Below are 13,378 nucleotides of genomic sequence, written 5' to 3' on the forward strand. Positions count from 1 at the left end.
CACAGCGGCCCGCCCTCTTTCCAAGCGCGCGGGGGATTGCGGAGGCGTCCCGATTCTGATACACTGAGAAAAAGTCAGTTGTTTGAGGAGGGATGCGCGCGTGATGCTCTGGCTGGCCATGGAATCCGCCTCCGCCCGGGCGCGGGATGCCCTCTCCGACGGGGCCTGTGAACGGCTCCTCCTGGGGGTGGCCCAGGGGCGGGCGGAGGACTTTGACGCCCTCTACCGCCTGACCGCCCGCTCCCTCTACGCCTTCGCCCTCTCCCTGACCCGCAATTCCCAGGACGCCCAGGACGCCATGATGGACACCTATCTGGCCATCCGCACCTGCGCGGGGCAGTACCGCCCCCAGGGCAAGCCCCTGGCCTGGATCTTCACCATCGCCCGCAACGCCGTCCGGATGCAGCAGCGCCGGTCGGGGCGGGAGGCCCCTCTGGAGGACCTCCCCCCGCTGGAGCTGGCCGACGACAGCGACCCCACCGCCGCCCTGGCCCTGCGGGAGGCCCTGCGGATCCTGGACGGGCAGGAGCGGGAGATCGTGCTCCTCCACGCCGTCTCCGGCCTGAAGCACCGGGAGATCGCCGCGATGCTGGGGCGGCCGCTGTCCACCGTGCTCTCCAAGTACAACCGGGCCCTGCGAAAACTGCGCCGCCAGCTGGAGGCGGCAGACGAGGAGGTGGACCTGCGTGAAAAAACGAAATAACCGGGCGCTGGAGGAGCTGCTCGCCCGGGGGGTGGACCAATCCCTCCCCGATCTGCGCCAGGCCGCCGCCTCGGCCCCCCTCACCTCCCCCGCCTATTACGAGAGCCTTTTCCCGCGGGAAGAACGTCCCGCCGTCCGCCGCTCCGGCGTCCCGCGGCGGCTGGCCGTGGCCGCCGGGCTCTGCCTGGCCCTCCTGTGCGGCGGGGTGGCGGGTTACTACCACCCCGCCGCCCGCATTGGGATCCAGGTCAACCCCAGCATTGAGCTGACCACCAATCTGCTGGACCGGGTCCTGGAGGCGAAGGCCCTCAATGCCGACGGGGAAGCCATTCTCAGCACGCTGGAGCTGAAAAACGTGGATCTGGACACCGCCGTCAGCGCCATCATCGGCTCCATCGTACAGCACGATTATTTTGTGGACGGCACCGGCACGGTCCACATCACGGTATCCGCCGCCAGCGCCAGCCGTGCCCTCTCCCTGGAGGAGCGGGTCTCCCAGGACGTGCTCAGCGCCCTTCCGGAGGATCAGAGCGTCACCATCTCCACCACACCCGCCTCTCCGTCTCCCGCCCCGCCGGCCTCCTCTCAGGAGGCCGTGCCAATGCCCACGCCCGTCCCCACTCAGGCCCCCGTTTCCACCCCCGCGCCAACGCCCGCTCCCACCCCGGTACCCCAGCCCACCCCGACGCCCCGGCCCACCGCTGCGCCGGAGCCGCCTCCCTCACCTGCGCCGACGCCCAGGCCGGATCCCTCCAACGGCAAGAATTTTTGGATCAATTACCTGCTCTCCCTTGACCCCACCCTGGATCCCGGCAGGCTCCAGACGATGAGCGTCAAACAGCTGCGGGACCTGGCGGAGGACCTGGAAGAGCGGCTGGAGGATGCGGACGGCGACCGGGATGACGATGATGAGGACAGAGACGATGACCAGGACGACAACGAGAAAGACTGGGACGATGACAGGGAGGATGACGATAAGGACAGAAACGATGACCGGGATGATGACGACGAGGATAGAGACGACGGCTGGGACGGCCAGGACGACGATAACGGAAAAAAAGACCGCCACGGCCGGGACGAGGATGACGACGACGATGATTGACCGCCGCCGGTCCCATCGCCCGGCGCGCAAAGAGCGGGAGGCCCATATGGGCCTCCCGCTCTTTTTCGTATCTCTCAGCTCAGATAGTTCACCGCCAAAATGGCCGCGCCCAGGACGGTGAGGACTACGCCGGTGGCCCGGTTGAGGACGATGGGATCAGCCTTGTTGGCAAACCGGGCGGCCACTCTGGCCCACAGGAGGGTGCTCAGCACGCAGAAGACCAGGCTCCACAGGTCGGGGGCGCCCCCGATGGCAAAATGGCTGGCAGCCCCGGTAAAGGCGGTAAAGGTCATGATGAACACGCTGGTCCCCACGGCGGTCTTCAGCTCATAGCCCAGAACGCTGGTGAGGATGAGGAGCATCATCATGCCGCCCCCCGCGCCCACAAAGCCGCAGATGGAGCCTACCACGGCCCCGCAGAGCACCGACTGGATAAACCGCTTCCTCGGCTCCACCGCTTTCATGTTCTCCTTGGTGGTCATAACGGGCCGCACGATGAATTTGATCCCCAGCAGCAGGGTCATGCAGGTGGAAAAGCCCCCCATGGCGGTCCCCGGCACCAGGCTGGAAACATAGCTCCCCACCAGGGTGAAGCAGAGGACGGAGGCCATCATCACAAGGCCGTTGCGCACGTCCAGGTTCTTGTTCCTGCCGTAGGTATAGGCCGATACGGCGCTGGCCAGCACGTCGCTGGCCAGCGCGATCCCCACCGCCGTATAGGGCTCCATGTGGAGAAAGGTGATCAGCATGGGGCTGATCACTGCCGCCGCGCTCATCCCGGCAAAGCCGGTGCCCAGCCCGGCCCCGATACCGGCGATGAAACAGATGACAAAGGTGTATCCCATCTCAGCGGCCGCCCTTCTGTTCCAGCTCTCCCAGCGCATGCCGGACGTTGGCGTCCAGCCGGAGCATCAGCTCCCGCAGCCCCGCCAGCTCCTCCTTGGTAAAGCCCGCCAGGACCGCGGAAAAGCACCGCTCCTGGCACTGGGCCATGGCCGTCACCGCCGCCTGCCGCTCCGGTCGAAGGAAGAGCCGCTTCATCCGCCTGCTGTCCGGATCGGGGGCCACCCTCAGCCAGCCGTCCCGCTCCAGGGCGTCCACCGCCGTGGAGACGTTGGACTTGGCGAAGCCTCGCAGGGCCACCATATCCCGGGCGGTGTTCCGCTCCGGGTTGTTGTGCAGAAAAAGGAGCATGTCCATCTCCAGCTGGGACAGCCCCCACTCCTCCCCCAGAGGTTGAAAACTCTTTTGGTACAGCCGCCGGAACCGGCTGGCATATTGCAGCATTTCCCGCATGTGCTCACTTCCTGTTTCAAATAAAACCGTTATAATTATAACTATACTGTATTTTCTTGTCAATTCCTCTTTTTTTGATTTAGGCCTTGACTATTCCCGGAAATCTGTTATAATAATTTTCGCTGTCCACGTAAATATCTGGAGTGGTATCGAAGTGGTCATAACGAGCACGATTGGAAATCGTGTAGCCGCTAACACGGCTCGAGGGTTCGAATCCCTCCCACTCCGCCAGAACCGGAACCCTTGCTGTCACTAAGGAAATGAGTGGCAGCAAGGGTTTTTCCATGCTTTGCGGCAGGCGTTGCCGCCATATGCTCCCCACGCCGCAGGAATGAAGCAAAAAGCCCCCGCCGCCTGGATTCTCTTTCAGGCGGCGGGGGGCTTTTTGTTTCATCGTTTCTCTTCCCTGTCCAGCTCCGTCTGCGTCTCTTTGACGGCCCCGGCTCCGGGGCTGAACACGGGGACAGAGTATGCGCTTTCCCCTATTCGGTCCTTCGGAGCACGCCAGTTCGCATCAAAGGCCGGGCCCCCTCATACAGTTTAGCATCTGAAACTGATGGGAGTTGGTATCGTGACTGACGAGGTGTTGAACTCAAAAATAAAGGAATTGAAAAAGTATAAACGGGAGGTGGAAGAACTTCAGCACAACATTGACGCCATCCAATCCGAAGTGAAGGAGGAGATGCTGCGCCGCGGCGTGGAGCAAATCATGACCACCGATTACAAAATCTCCTGGCAGACGGTGTCCAGCGTCCGTCTGGACACGAAGTCTCTCAAAGAGGAGCGGCCGGAGATCTATGCCCGCTACGCCGTCACCGCTGAAACGAAACGTTTTTTGGTGTCATAAAAGTCGGCCCATCCCGGAAATACTAACTCCGGGGTGAAAATCATGTCACACAGCAGCGCTTACTTTTCGGTGGGCAAAATTGCCGGCAAGCACGATTCCAAAGAGCTGAAGCGCGGTCTGGATGCCCTTCCGGGCGTTATGTCTGTCAGCATAAACAGCGCGAAGAACCAGATATCCGTCGACTTCGACGATACGGGCGTGACGCAGAACAAGATCCAGCGGAAGCTGGAAGATTTGGGCCACCATATCGAGAGCGTAACCATGGAGCAGATCACGGAATAAAAGCGCCCCCGCCGCCCGGACCTCAATCCAGGCGGCGGGGGCCTTCTCTGTCACAGCCCGGCCGCCGGGTTGACAGTTATCCTATGACAAAAGCAGATCGTGAAAACGCTGTTCCAATCAAAACCACCGGATGGAAGCCGCCTCTTTTTGTGCGGTGCGGTGATAGGTGACGCCGGAATAGCCAAGCACCAAGGTGGCAACGGCCTTCTCCCCGCGCCCCAGGCCCAGCGCCTTACGCAGCGGGCGGGAATGACCGGCAGCCATGCAGAAAAATCCGCTGTACAGCACGCCCAGTCCGCAGGCCTCCGCCATCAGCGCCATATTGGCCGCGGCAAGGGCTCCATTCACCTTATCCCGCGACACAACGACGATTGCCGCAGGCGCCTTTTTGAAGAAGAAGTGGTCGTCAATCGTCATGCGCCCAGCCATGGCGCTCGCCAGTTTCGCCAGTGGAAGAATCCGCCGAAACAGGCGCACCGCCAACCGCTCCATTTGTTCCATCTCATCCCTCAGCACAAGGAACGAGACGTCCTGGGCGTTTCCGCCGGTCGGCGTCAGGCGTCCGGCTTCGATGATCCGCGCGATGAGATCCGGCTCGACCTGCCGGGCCGTAAACTGCCGGATGCTCCTTCTGGTCTTGAGGGCGTCAAGCAGCGCCCCGGGATCCAGCGGGGCGGGCCCCCCGATCTCCTCCGGCGGCGCGTCAAAGCCCGTGATGGAGACGGCGGCCTTGGGACAGACCGCCACGCAGTGCCCGCACAGGATGCAGTCCTGCGTCAAAACCCTGGCCGTTCCGTTTTTCACCAAAAGATTGCCCGCCGGGCAGTCCGCCCGGCACAGGCCGCATCCAATACATTTTTCAGAGTCGATCCGGATAATGTGTTTTTTCTTCAACGCTCCTGTTCCCCGCTTTCCCAGCACAAGGTATCGTCCATGATATAGTATTGATTCCGCGCCCCGGATTTTGCCTTGTATGTGATTGCCGCTGTGGGGCAGCCGCCGATACACGCCATGCAGTGCGTGCAGTTCCCCCGCCACGTGGGTCTCCCCGCCACCAGTTCGATGTTGTTCAAGGGACACCGGGCGGCGCATTTTCCGCAGGAAACACATCGCTCTGAAACGGCAAACCCCTTATCATGTACGCAAAAGGCGTAAAACAGCGGATTGACCGGGCCGCTTTCCAACCTGCTTACAAGGGACACGGAGGGCTTGGGAAAGCACTGGCCGGCCCTGATCCGTTCCGCCACCCCGGCGATCTGCGGCAGCGCGCGGCCCATGATCGACCGGCATTCCGCCTCATCAGGCGTGGGAAAAAGAGCCAAATAGTTCTCCGGCATGACCACCGAAGCCAGCCCGCAAAACCGCAGGCCCTTCTTTGCGCACAGCTTTTCCGCGTGAGCGGCGGCGTTTCCGCAGTCGCCGCCGCAGGTCAATACAAAGTAGGCGTCTTGACAGCCCTCAAAACCGGTGTCCATGATCCACCGCTCCACAACCTTGGGCATGCGCCAGCAGTAAGTCGGGGCCACAAAGACCAGCGGACGCTCCGAGCGAAGGGCTGCATGCTTTCCCTCTTTCAAATGGCGGTTGATCGAAACCACTTCATTGTCCCCGATCCCCTCCGCCAGCCGGAGCGCCGCGAACTGGCTGTTTCCGGTCCCGCTGAAATACAAAACCATATTGTCCTCCTCTTGACGCTTGACAAAAAAGAAACCGTCCAATATGATACATATTGTATCATATATTGTCTGGCTGTCAATGCGCCAACCTGAGACAAATCGAGGGGAATTGTATCATGGACAAAAGAAAAGCGGCCAATGAAAGAGTGAAGGACCGCCTGTTTTCCGCGCTGATCGAGTTTGCGGGGCACAAGGACTGGTCCAAGCTGACCGTTACGGAGCTGATTGAAAAGTCGGGCGTCGCCCGGGCCTCCTTTTACCGCAATTTCAAGTCTGTGGAAGAACTGATCGATTATGGCATCCAGTGCATGGCGGCGCGCTACCATGAGGGAAACGGGTGCCGGAGCGAGGATTTTCACAGCCGGGAGGCCATGCTGTACAAATTCCGGTTCTACCGGGAAAACGCCGAGATCGTTTTGGCCTTTCACCGCGCCAAGATGTCGGTCACGCTGTTGGACATCATTACCGACTGTGAGATCGACGCCTATGGAGATATGCCGGTCAATTCCATATCGAAATACGAGCTTTACTATTTTTCAGGGGCCTTTTATAACATGATGCTCCACTGGCTGGAACATGGAACGAAGGAAACGCCGGAAGCCATGGCGGATGAATTTTTGCGAATCGCGGGCCTAATCAATCCTTCCATAGAGTCATAACCCTTCGGCCTTCCGCCCCGTCATCCCCGAACCCCTCCACGGGCATCCGGTTCGCCGTCCCGGTCATGGGTATGGCCCTGGGCCGCCTCACGGAACGCCTCCATCTCGGCCTGTTCCCGGGACAGGCCCTCCGCCTCATGCCGGGCGATGGCACGCAGCATCCGGGCGTAGTCGAAGGGGACCACCTTCTTGAACTTCGGCAGGTACTCCTCGAACCGCTCCAAGATCTCCCGGCCACGCCGGGACCGGGTGGCGGCCACGTGCTCTTCGATGAGGGCCCTCAGCTCGGCGGCGTCCCCCGCTCCGGCGACGGGCTCCATGGAGACCAGCTCCTTGTTCAGCCGCAGGTAGAGGTCCCGGTCCTCATCCAGCACGTAGGCCACGCCACCGCTCATCCCGGCGGCAAAATTGCGCCCGGTGGGGCCCAGGATCACCACCCTGCCCCCCGTCATGTACTCGCAGCCGTGGTCGCCCACGCCCTCCACCACAGCCCAGGCGCCGGAGTTGCGCACGCAGAAGCGCTCCCCCGCCGTCCCCCGGAGGAAGGCCTTCCCAGAGGTGGCCCCGTAGAGGGCCACGTTGCCGGCGATGATGTTTTCCTCCGCCTCGAACCGGCTCCCCCGGGGCGGATAGACCACCAGCTTGCCCCCGGAGAGGCCCTTGCCCAGGTAGTCGTTGGCGTCCCCCTCCAGCACCAGGGTGAGCCCCTTGGGAAGGAAGGCTCCGAAGGACTGTCCCCCGCCCCCGGCGCAGTTCACCACAAAGGTATCCTCCGCCAGGGAATCGCCGTGGAGGGCCGTGATCTCGGATCCCAGCAGCGTCCCCAGGGCCCGGTCGGTGCTGGACACCCGGAGGGCCGCGGCGGCGGGCTCGCCCCGCTCCAGGGCGGGGCCCAGCGCCGGCTTCAAGACCCGCAGGTCCGCCGTCTCCTCCAGATGGAAGTCGAAGGCGTCGGCGGGGTCGAACCGCTCCTTCGCCCCGCCACCCCGCCAGGGGTTTTCCAGCAGGGCGGACAGGTCCACCCTGCCCCCTGTGCCGGGACGGGGGCGGAGCAGGTCGGCCCGCCCCACCAGGTCGTCCACCGTGGGCACTCCCAGCTCCGCCATGATCTCCCGCAGTTCTTGGGCCACGAAGCCCATGAAATTCGCCACGTATTCCGGCCTGCCCCGGAAGCGCTCCCGCCGGGCCTGGTCCTGGGTGGCGATGCCCACGGGACAGGTGTCCAGGGCGCAGGAGCGGCACATGACGCACCCCAGAGCCACCAGCGGGGCGGTGGCGAAGCCGAACTCCTCCGCCCCCAGCATACAGGCTACAGCCACGTCCCGGCCGGTCATGAGCTTCCCATCGGCCTCCAGGGCCACCCGGGACCGCAGGCCGTTGGCCATCAAGGTCTGGTGGGCCTCGGCCAGGCCCAGCTCCCAGGGAAGGCCCGCCCCCTGGATGGCGCTTCTGGGGGCGGCGCCGGTGCCCCCGTCATAGCCGGAGATCAGGATCACCTGGGCCCCCGCCTTGGCCACCCCGGCGGCCACGGTGCCCACCCCCGCCTCGCTGGCCAGCTTCACGGAGATGCGGGCCCGGCGGTTGGCGCACTTGAGGTCGTAGATGAGCTGGGAGAGGTCCTCGATGGAGTAGATATCGTGGTGGGGCGGCGGGGAGATGAGGGCCACGCCGGGGGTGGCGTGGCGGCAGCGGGCGATCCAGGGATAGACTTTCCCAGCGGGCAGGTGCCCCCCCTCCCCCGGCTTGGCCCCCTGGGCCATCTTGATCTGGATCTCCTCCGCACTGAGCAGGTAGGCGCCCGTCACGCCGAAGCGGCCGGAGGCCACCTGCTTGATGGCCGAGTTCCGATCCGTCCCCGCCCGCCGGGCCGGTTCGCCCCCCTCCCCGGAGTTGGAGCCGCCCCCCAGCCCGTTCATCGCCTGGGCCAGGCACTCGTGGGCCTCCTGGGAGATGGAGCCGTAGCTCATGGCCCCGGTCTTGAAGCGGCGGACGATGGACTCCACGGACTCCACCGCCTCTAGGGGCAGCGGGGCCGCCCCTCGGCGGAATTCCAGCAGGCCCCGCAGGGTGTGGCGCTTCTCCTTGCCGTCCACCAGGGCGGTATACTGCTTGAACAGCCCGTATTCTCCTTTTTGGACGGACTCCTGGAGCAGGCGGACGGTCTGGGGGTCGTAGAGGTGGTCCTCCTTCCCCGTCCAGCCCCCCTCCTCCGGGTCAGAAAGGTCGAAGGCCCGGGAGTGGCGGCGGTCCACCATGGCCCCCATCTCCTCCAGCCCGATGCCGCCGATCCGGGACACCGTGTTGGTGAAATAGGCGTCCACCACATCCTTTCGGATGCCCACGGCCTCAAAGAGCTGGGCGGACTGGTAGGACTGGAGGGTGGAGACCCCCATCTTGGAGGCGATCTTCACGATGCCGTGGAGCACGGCGGCGTTGTAGTCGTCCACGGCGGCCTGGGGCTCCTTGTCCAGCAGGCCCTCGTCGATGAGGGCCCCGATGGTCTCCTGGGCCAGGTAGGGGTTGACCGCTCTGGCCCCGTAGGCCAGGAGGGCGGCGAAGTGGTGGACGTCCCTGGGCTCGGCGGACTCCAGCAGGATGGACACCGCCGTGCGCTTCTTGGTACGCACAAGGTACTGCTCGATGGCGGACACGGCCAGGAGGGAGGGGATGGCGGCGTGGGTCTCGTCCACCCCCCGGTCGGAGAGCACTACGATATTGGCCCCGTTCCGGTAGGCCCGGTCCACCGCCAGGAAGAGGGCCTCCAGCGCCCCCTTCAGGGGGGTGTTTTTGTAGTAGAGGATGGACACCGTCTCCACCCGGAAACCGGGGCGGTCCATGGCCTTGATCTTCAGCATATCGGTGGTGGTGAGGATGGGGTTGTGGATCTGGAGCACCCGGCAGTTCTCCGGGGTCTCCCGCAGGAGGTTGCCGTCGTCCCCCAGATAGACGGTGGTGTCGGTGACGCAGGCCTCCCGGACGGCGTCGATGGGGGGATTGGTCACCTGGGCGAAGCGCTGCTGGAAGTACTCGAAAAGGGGCCGGTCCGCCCGGTCCAGCACCGCCAGGGGGATGTCCGCCCCCATGGCCGCCGTGGGCTCCGCCCCGTCCCGGGCCATGGGCAGGATGACCCCCCGGATCTCCTCCCCGGTATAGCCGAAGGCCGTCTGGAGCCGCCGCCGCTCCTCCGGGCCGCAGGTGGGGGCCCGCCGGTTGGGGATGCTGAGGTCGGAGAGGTGGAGCAGGTTCCCGTCCAGCCACTCCCCGTAGGGCTGGCGGGCGGCGTACCCCTCCTTGAGGGCCTCGTCGTCCACCACCCGCCCCTCCCGCAGGTCCACCAGAAGCATTTTCCCCGGCTGGAGCCGGGTCTTTTTCACGATACGCTCCGGGGGCAGGTCCAGCACCCCCACCTCGGAGGCCAGGATGAGGCGGTCATCGTCGGTGATATAGCACCGGGCAGGGCGCAGGCCGTTGCGGTCCAGCACCGCCCCCACCGTGTCCCCGTCGGAGAACAGGACGGCGGCGGGGCCGTCCCAGGGCTCCATGAGGGTGGCGTAGTACTGGTAGAAATCCCGCTTGGTCCGGGAGATGGTCTTGTCCCCCGCCCAGGGCTCCGGAATGGCGGCCATCACAGCCTGGGGCAGCTCCATCCCCGCCATCATCAGAAATTCCAGGGTGTTGTCCAGCATGGCCGAGTCCGACCCGCCGGGGTCCACCACGGGGTAGATCTTTTCCAGCTCCCCCTCCAGCAGGGGGGAGGACATGGTCTCCTCCCGGGCCAGCATCCGGTCGGCGTTGCCCCGGATGGTGTTGATCTCGCCGTTGTGGGCCAGCAGCCGGTTGGGGTGGGCCCGCTCCCAGGCGGGGTTGGTGTTGGTGGAGAAGCGGGAGTGGACGATGGCCAGGGCGCTGTCGTAGTCCTCGTCCCGGAGGTCCCGGTAAAAGCTCCGCAGCTGGTCCACCAGGAACATCCCCTTGTAGACCACGGTGCGGCTGGAGAGGGAGCAGACGTAGGTGTCCTCCCCCGCCGAATGCTCGAACTCCCGCCGGGCCACGTAGAGTTTCCGGTCGAAATCCAGGCCCCGAGCCACCCCCGCCGGGCGGCGGACAAAGCCCTGCTCGATGCAGGGCATCTTGTCCAGGGCCTTGCGCCCCAGGATGCCGGGCTCCACCGGCACCCTCCGCCAACCCAGGAAGTCCATGCCCGCCTTGGCGGCGATCACCTGGAAGAGCCGCTTTGCCTGGCTCCGCCGCCGGGTGTCCTGGGGAAAGAAGAACATCCCCACGCCGTAGTCCCGCTCCCCGCCCAGGGGGATGCCCGCCGCCTTCGCCGCCTTCGCAAAAAAGCGGTGGGAGACCTGGAGGAGGATGCCCGCGCCGTCGCCGGTCCGGCCCTCCGCGTCCTTGCCGGCCCGGTGTTCCAGCTTTTCCACGATCTTCAGCGCGTCGTCCACCGTTTGGTGGCTTTTGCGCCCCTTGATGTCCACCACCGCGCCGATGCCGCAGGCGTCGTGCTCGAAGCAGGGGCGGTACAGCCCCTCCGGCCGGAACCCCTCTTGTCCGTATTTCTCCATATTCCAGTCTCTCCTTCTCTGAGCGGCCCGCCGGGGAACAGAACAAGCGGCGGCCGGGCCCTATTGGCCCAGCCGCCGCTTTCAGCCGCAGGACCGCCTTGTCCAGTGCCGTGTGATCTGTGCTCTTTTTCTCAAAGGCTGTCCAGGACCATCCGGGCGGTCTCGGCCAGCTTTACGCCGCTGTTCATACTCTTCTTCTGCAAAAAACGGTGGGCCTGCTCCTCCGTCATCTCGTTGCGGTCCATCAGCAGGGCCTTGGCCTGCTCCACAAGGGCCCGTTCCTCCCCGCTGCGGTGGGGGCGGGAGAACCGCTCCAGCCGCCGCCCCATCTGGAGGAGCATCCGCACCGAGGCGGTCAGGTCCTCCCGCCGCACCGGGGCGGCCAGCTTGAAAATATCGTCGCTGCCGCACAGGTCCAGCATGCTCTGGTCAGCCACCATCAGCATGGCGCAGGAGGGGGGCAGGTCGGCCAGCAGCTCCTCGGCGGAGCCGTCGGGAAATTTGTAGCCGCAGACCACCACCGTGACCCGCTGCTTATTTGCCGTCCGCCGGACCTCAGCGGCGCTGCGGCAGACGATACAGGAGGCGGCGCCGCCGGACTCCAGGATCTCCCGGACCCGCCGGCAGCTTTTGTCGCCCTCGAAGGCGACGATGACCTTTTCCATCATGACGTTTCAACTCCTTTTCCCCAAGGAGCGGCCGGAATCCGGGCGGCACTCAATAGTTGATGATGTACTTCTCCCGCTCCCAGGAGGAGACCCGGGTGCGGTACTCGTCCCACTCCTTCTCCTTGCCCTCGATGTAGCTCTCCGCCACGTGCTCTCCCAGGGCGGAGAGGATGAGCGGGTCCTCCCGGAGGGCGGCGATGGCCTCCTCCAGGGTGCCGGGCAGGGCCTCGATCCCGTGGGCCGACCGGGCCCCGGCGTCCATTTTGAAGATGTTCTCGGTGATCTCCGCCGGGGGCGTCATGCCCTTCTCGATGCCGTCCAGCCCCGCCGCCAGGCAGACCGCCAGCTCCAGGTAGGGGTTGCAGGCCGGGTCGGGGGAGCGCAGCTCCACCCGGGTGGCCTGCCCCCGGGAGGCGGGGATGCGGATGAGGGCGGAGCGGTTAGAGGCCGACCAGGCCAGGTAGCAGGGGGCCTCGTAGCCGGGCACCAGCCGCTTGTAGGAGTTCACCAGGGGATTGGTGACGGCGGCCATCCCCTTCACGTGGTGGAGGAGCCCCGCGATAAAGCTGTAACACTCCCTGGAGAGCCCCTTCTCGCCGTTGGGGTCGTAAAAAACGTTCTTTCCGTTTTTAAAGAGGGACATATTGGTGTGCATCCCGGAGCCGTTGATGCCGAAGATGGGCTTGGGCATGAAGGTGGCGTGGAGCCCGTTTTTCTGGGCCAGGGTCTTGACCGCCAGCTTGAAGGTCATGATGTTGTCGGCGGTACGCAGGGCGTCGGTGTATTTGAAGTCGATCTCGTGCTGGCCCACCGCCACCTCGTGGTGGCTGGCCTCGATCTCGAAGCCCATCTCCTCCAGGGCCAGGCAGATCTCCCGGCGGGTGCCCTCCCCGTGGTCCAGGGGGCCCAGGTCAAAGTAGCCGGCCTCGTCGTTTGTTTTGACGGTGGGCTTGCCCTCCTCGTCGGTCTGAAAGAGGAAGAATTCCGCCTCGGGGCCCACGCAGAAGGAATCGTAGCCCATGGCCTCTGCCTTTTTCAGCACCCGCTTCAGCACCCCCCGGGGGTCGCCGTCAAAGGGGGTGCCGTTGGGGTTATATACGTCGCAGATCAGCCGGGCCACCTTTCCCTGCTGAGGCCGCCAGGGAAAGACCACAAAGGTGTCCAGGTCGGGATAGAGGTACTGGTCGGACTCATTGATGCGGGTGAATCCCTCGATGGAGGAGCCGTCAAACATGATCTCATTGTTTACGGCCTTCTCGATCTGAGACGCGGTAATGGCCACATTCTTCAGCTGTCCGAAAATATCGGTGAATTGGAGCCGGATGAATTCGATATCCTGCTCTCTGACCATGCGGACGATGTCTTCCTTGCTGTACGCCATGATGGATTACCCCTTTCTTCTTGCAAAAGCGTCCAAAATCCGCAGCTGTAAAACGCAACAAAGGCGTTCCCTCCCTTAAGGAGCGGAACGCCTTTGTTCTCAACTGTTGTGTGGAGTATACCGCCAACTGGCCGCCGCTGTCAAGGGCTTTTCGCCCGCCCGCCGACATTTTGTCAGAACTCACAATCCTGCA

Annotated in this window: 12 protein-coding genes and 1 tRNA gene; 6 read left to right on the forward strand and 7 right to left on the reverse strand. The window is 64.3% G+C overall.

Going from position 1 to position 13,378, the window contains the following annotated elements; translation table 11 throughout:
• Nucleotides 1–103 precede the first annotated feature (103 nt).
• Both AAEU42_RS05730 and AAEU42_RS05735 read left to right on the forward strand, forming a co-directional pair.
• Nucleotides 104–703: an RNA polymerase sigma factor gene (locus tag AAEU42_RS05730; protein WP_342232850.1), complete on the forward strand. Its 600-nt coding sequence runs from the start codon at nucleotides 104–106 to the stop codon at nucleotides 701–703.
• Nucleotides 687–1,805: an anti-sigma-I factor RsgI family protein gene (locus tag AAEU42_RS05735; protein ID WP_342232579.1), complete on the forward strand. Its 1,119-nt coding sequence runs from the start codon at nucleotides 687–689 to the stop codon at nucleotides 1,803–1,805. The genes AAEU42_RS05730 and AAEU42_RS05735 overlap by 17 nt, the downstream gene beginning before the upstream one ends.
• Before the next feature lie 74 nt (nucleotides 1,806–1,879).
• On the opposite strand, the gene AAEU42_RS05740 is transcribed toward AAEU42_RS05735, so the two are convergent.
• Together AAEU42_RS05740 and AAEU42_RS05745 are read right to left on the reverse strand one after the other, a co-directional pair.
• On the reverse strand, nucleotides 1,880–2,650 hold the full coding sequence (locus tag AAEU42_RS05740; protein ID WP_342232580.1) for a sulfite exporter TauE/SafE family protein: 771 nt from the start codon (nucleotides 2,648–2,650) through the stop codon (nucleotides 1,880–1,882).
• 1 nt (nucleotide 2,651) lies between these two features.
• The gene (locus AAEU42_RS05745; RefSeq protein WP_342232581.1) at nucleotides 2,652–3,101 is read right to left on the reverse strand and encodes a MarR family winged helix-turn-helix transcriptional regulator; all 450 of its coding nucleotides are present in this window, start codon (nucleotides 3,099–3,101) and stop codon (nucleotides 2,652–2,654) included.
• A 140-nt stretch (nucleotides 3,102–3,241) separates the two neighbouring features.
• On the opposite strand from AAEU42_RS05745, the gene AAEU42_RS05750 reads away from it, so the two are divergent.
• From AAEU42_RS05750 to AAEU42_RS05760, 3 genes are all read left to right on the forward strand, one after another.
• Nucleotides 3,242–3,332 (forward strand) — tRNA-Ser (locus tag AAEU42_RS05750).
• A 397-nt stretch (nucleotides 3,333–3,729) separates the two neighbouring features.
• Nucleotides 3,730–3,948: a hypothetical protein gene (locus tag AAEU42_RS05755; RefSeq protein ID WP_342232582.1), complete on the forward strand. Its 219-nt coding sequence runs from the start codon at nucleotides 3,730–3,732 to the stop codon at nucleotides 3,946–3,948.
• 42 nt (nucleotides 3,949–3,990) lie between these two features.
• Complete coding sequence (locus AAEU42_RS05760; RefSeq protein ID WP_342232583.1) at nucleotides 3,991–4,230, forward strand: heavy-metal-associated domain-containing protein; 240 nt, start codon at nucleotides 3,991–3,993, stop codon at nucleotides 4,228–4,230.
• 117 nt (nucleotides 4,231–4,347) lie between these two features.
• Here AAEU42_RS05760 and AAEU42_RS05765 read toward each other — a convergent pair whose 3' ends face one another.
• Nucleotides 4,348–5,124, reverse strand: coding sequence for a nitroreductase family protein (locus tag AAEU42_RS05765; RefSeq protein WP_342232584.1), 777 nt, complete (start codon nucleotides 5,122–5,124; stop codon nucleotides 4,348–4,350).
• Nucleotides 5,121–5,906, reverse strand: a complete 786-nt coding sequence (locus tag AAEU42_RS05770) for an EFR1 family ferrodoxin (RefSeq protein WP_342232585.1) — start codon at nucleotides 5,904–5,906, stop codon at nucleotides 5,121–5,123. Before AAEU42_RS05770 ends, AAEU42_RS05765 begins: the two co-directional genes overlap by 4 nt.
• Before the next feature lie 116 nt (nucleotides 5,907–6,022).
• Here AAEU42_RS05770 and AAEU42_RS05775 point away from each other — a divergent pair, with 116 nt between their 5' ends.
• On the forward strand, nucleotides 6,023–6,565 hold the full coding sequence (locus tag AAEU42_RS05775) for a TetR/AcrR family transcriptional regulator (protein WP_342232586.1): 543 nt from the start codon (nucleotides 6,023–6,025) through the stop codon (nucleotides 6,563–6,565).
• Nucleotides 6,566–6,585: 20 nt separating this feature from the next.
• On the opposite strand, the gene gltB is transcribed toward AAEU42_RS05775, so the two are convergent.
• The 3 genes from gltB to glnA form a co-directional block, all read right to left on the reverse strand.
• The gene (gene gltB / locus AAEU42_RS05780; protein ID WP_342232587.1) at nucleotides 6,586–11,136 is read right to left on the reverse strand and encodes a glutamate synthase large subunit; all 4,551 of its coding nucleotides are present in this window, start codon (nucleotides 11,134–11,136) and stop codon (nucleotides 6,586–6,588) included.
• Between the two features lie 131 nt (nucleotides 11,137–11,267).
• Nucleotides 11,268–11,804 (reverse strand): ANTAR domain-containing response regulator, encoded by a 537-nt coding sequence (locus AAEU42_RS05785; RefSeq protein ID WP_342232588.1) that lies wholly within the window; start codon nucleotides 11,802–11,804, stop codon nucleotides 11,268–11,270.
• A 49-nt stretch (nucleotides 11,805–11,853) separates the two neighbouring features.
• Nucleotides 11,854–13,188: a type I glutamate--ammonia ligase gene (gene glnA / locus AAEU42_RS05790; RefSeq protein WP_483145451.1), complete on the reverse strand. Its 1,335-nt coding sequence runs from the start codon at nucleotides 13,186–13,188 to the stop codon at nucleotides 11,854–11,856.
• Nucleotides 13,189–13,378: the final 190 nt, after the last annotated feature.

It is taken from the genome of Pseudoflavonifractor phocaeensis (assembly GCF_038439875.1).
GTDB lineage: Bacteria > Bacillota > Clostridia > Oscillospirales > Oscillospiraceae > Vermiculatibacterium.

Excerpts from the sequence above, each read along its gene's own strand:
- AAEU42_RS05770 (WP_342232585.1), bottom strand. The coding sequence starts at position 5,906 with ATGGTTTTGTATTTCAGCGGGACCGGAAACAGCCAGTTCGCGGCGCTC.
- AAEU42_RS05785 (WP_342232588.1), bottom strand. The coding sequence starts at position 11,804 with ATGATGGAAAAGGTCATCGTCGCCTTCGAGGGCGACAAAAGCTGCCGG.
- gltB (WP_342232587.1), bottom strand. The coding sequence starts at position 11,136 with ATGGAGAAATACGGACAAGAGGGGTTCCGGCCGGAGGGGCTGTACCGC.
- AAEU42_RS05730 (WP_342232850.1), top strand. The coding sequence starts at position 104 with ATGCTCTGGCTGGCCATGGAATCCGCCTCCGCCCGGGCGCGGGATGCC.
- AAEU42_RS05745 (WP_342232581.1), bottom strand. The coding sequence starts at position 3,101 with ATGCGGGAAATGCTGCAATATGCCAGCCGGTTCCGGCGGCTGTACCAA.
- AAEU42_RS05760 (WP_342232583.1), top strand. The coding sequence starts at position 3,991 with ATGTCACACAGCAGCGCTTACTTTTCGGTGGGCAAAATTGCCGGCAAG.
- AAEU42_RS05740 (WP_342232580.1), bottom strand. The coding sequence starts at position 2,650 with ATGGGATACACCTTTGTCATCTGTTTCATCGCCGGTATCGGGGCCGGG.
- AAEU42_RS05775 (WP_342232586.1), top strand. The coding sequence starts at position 6,023 with ATGGACAAAAGAAAAGCGGCCAATGAAAGAGTGAAGGACCGCCTGTTT.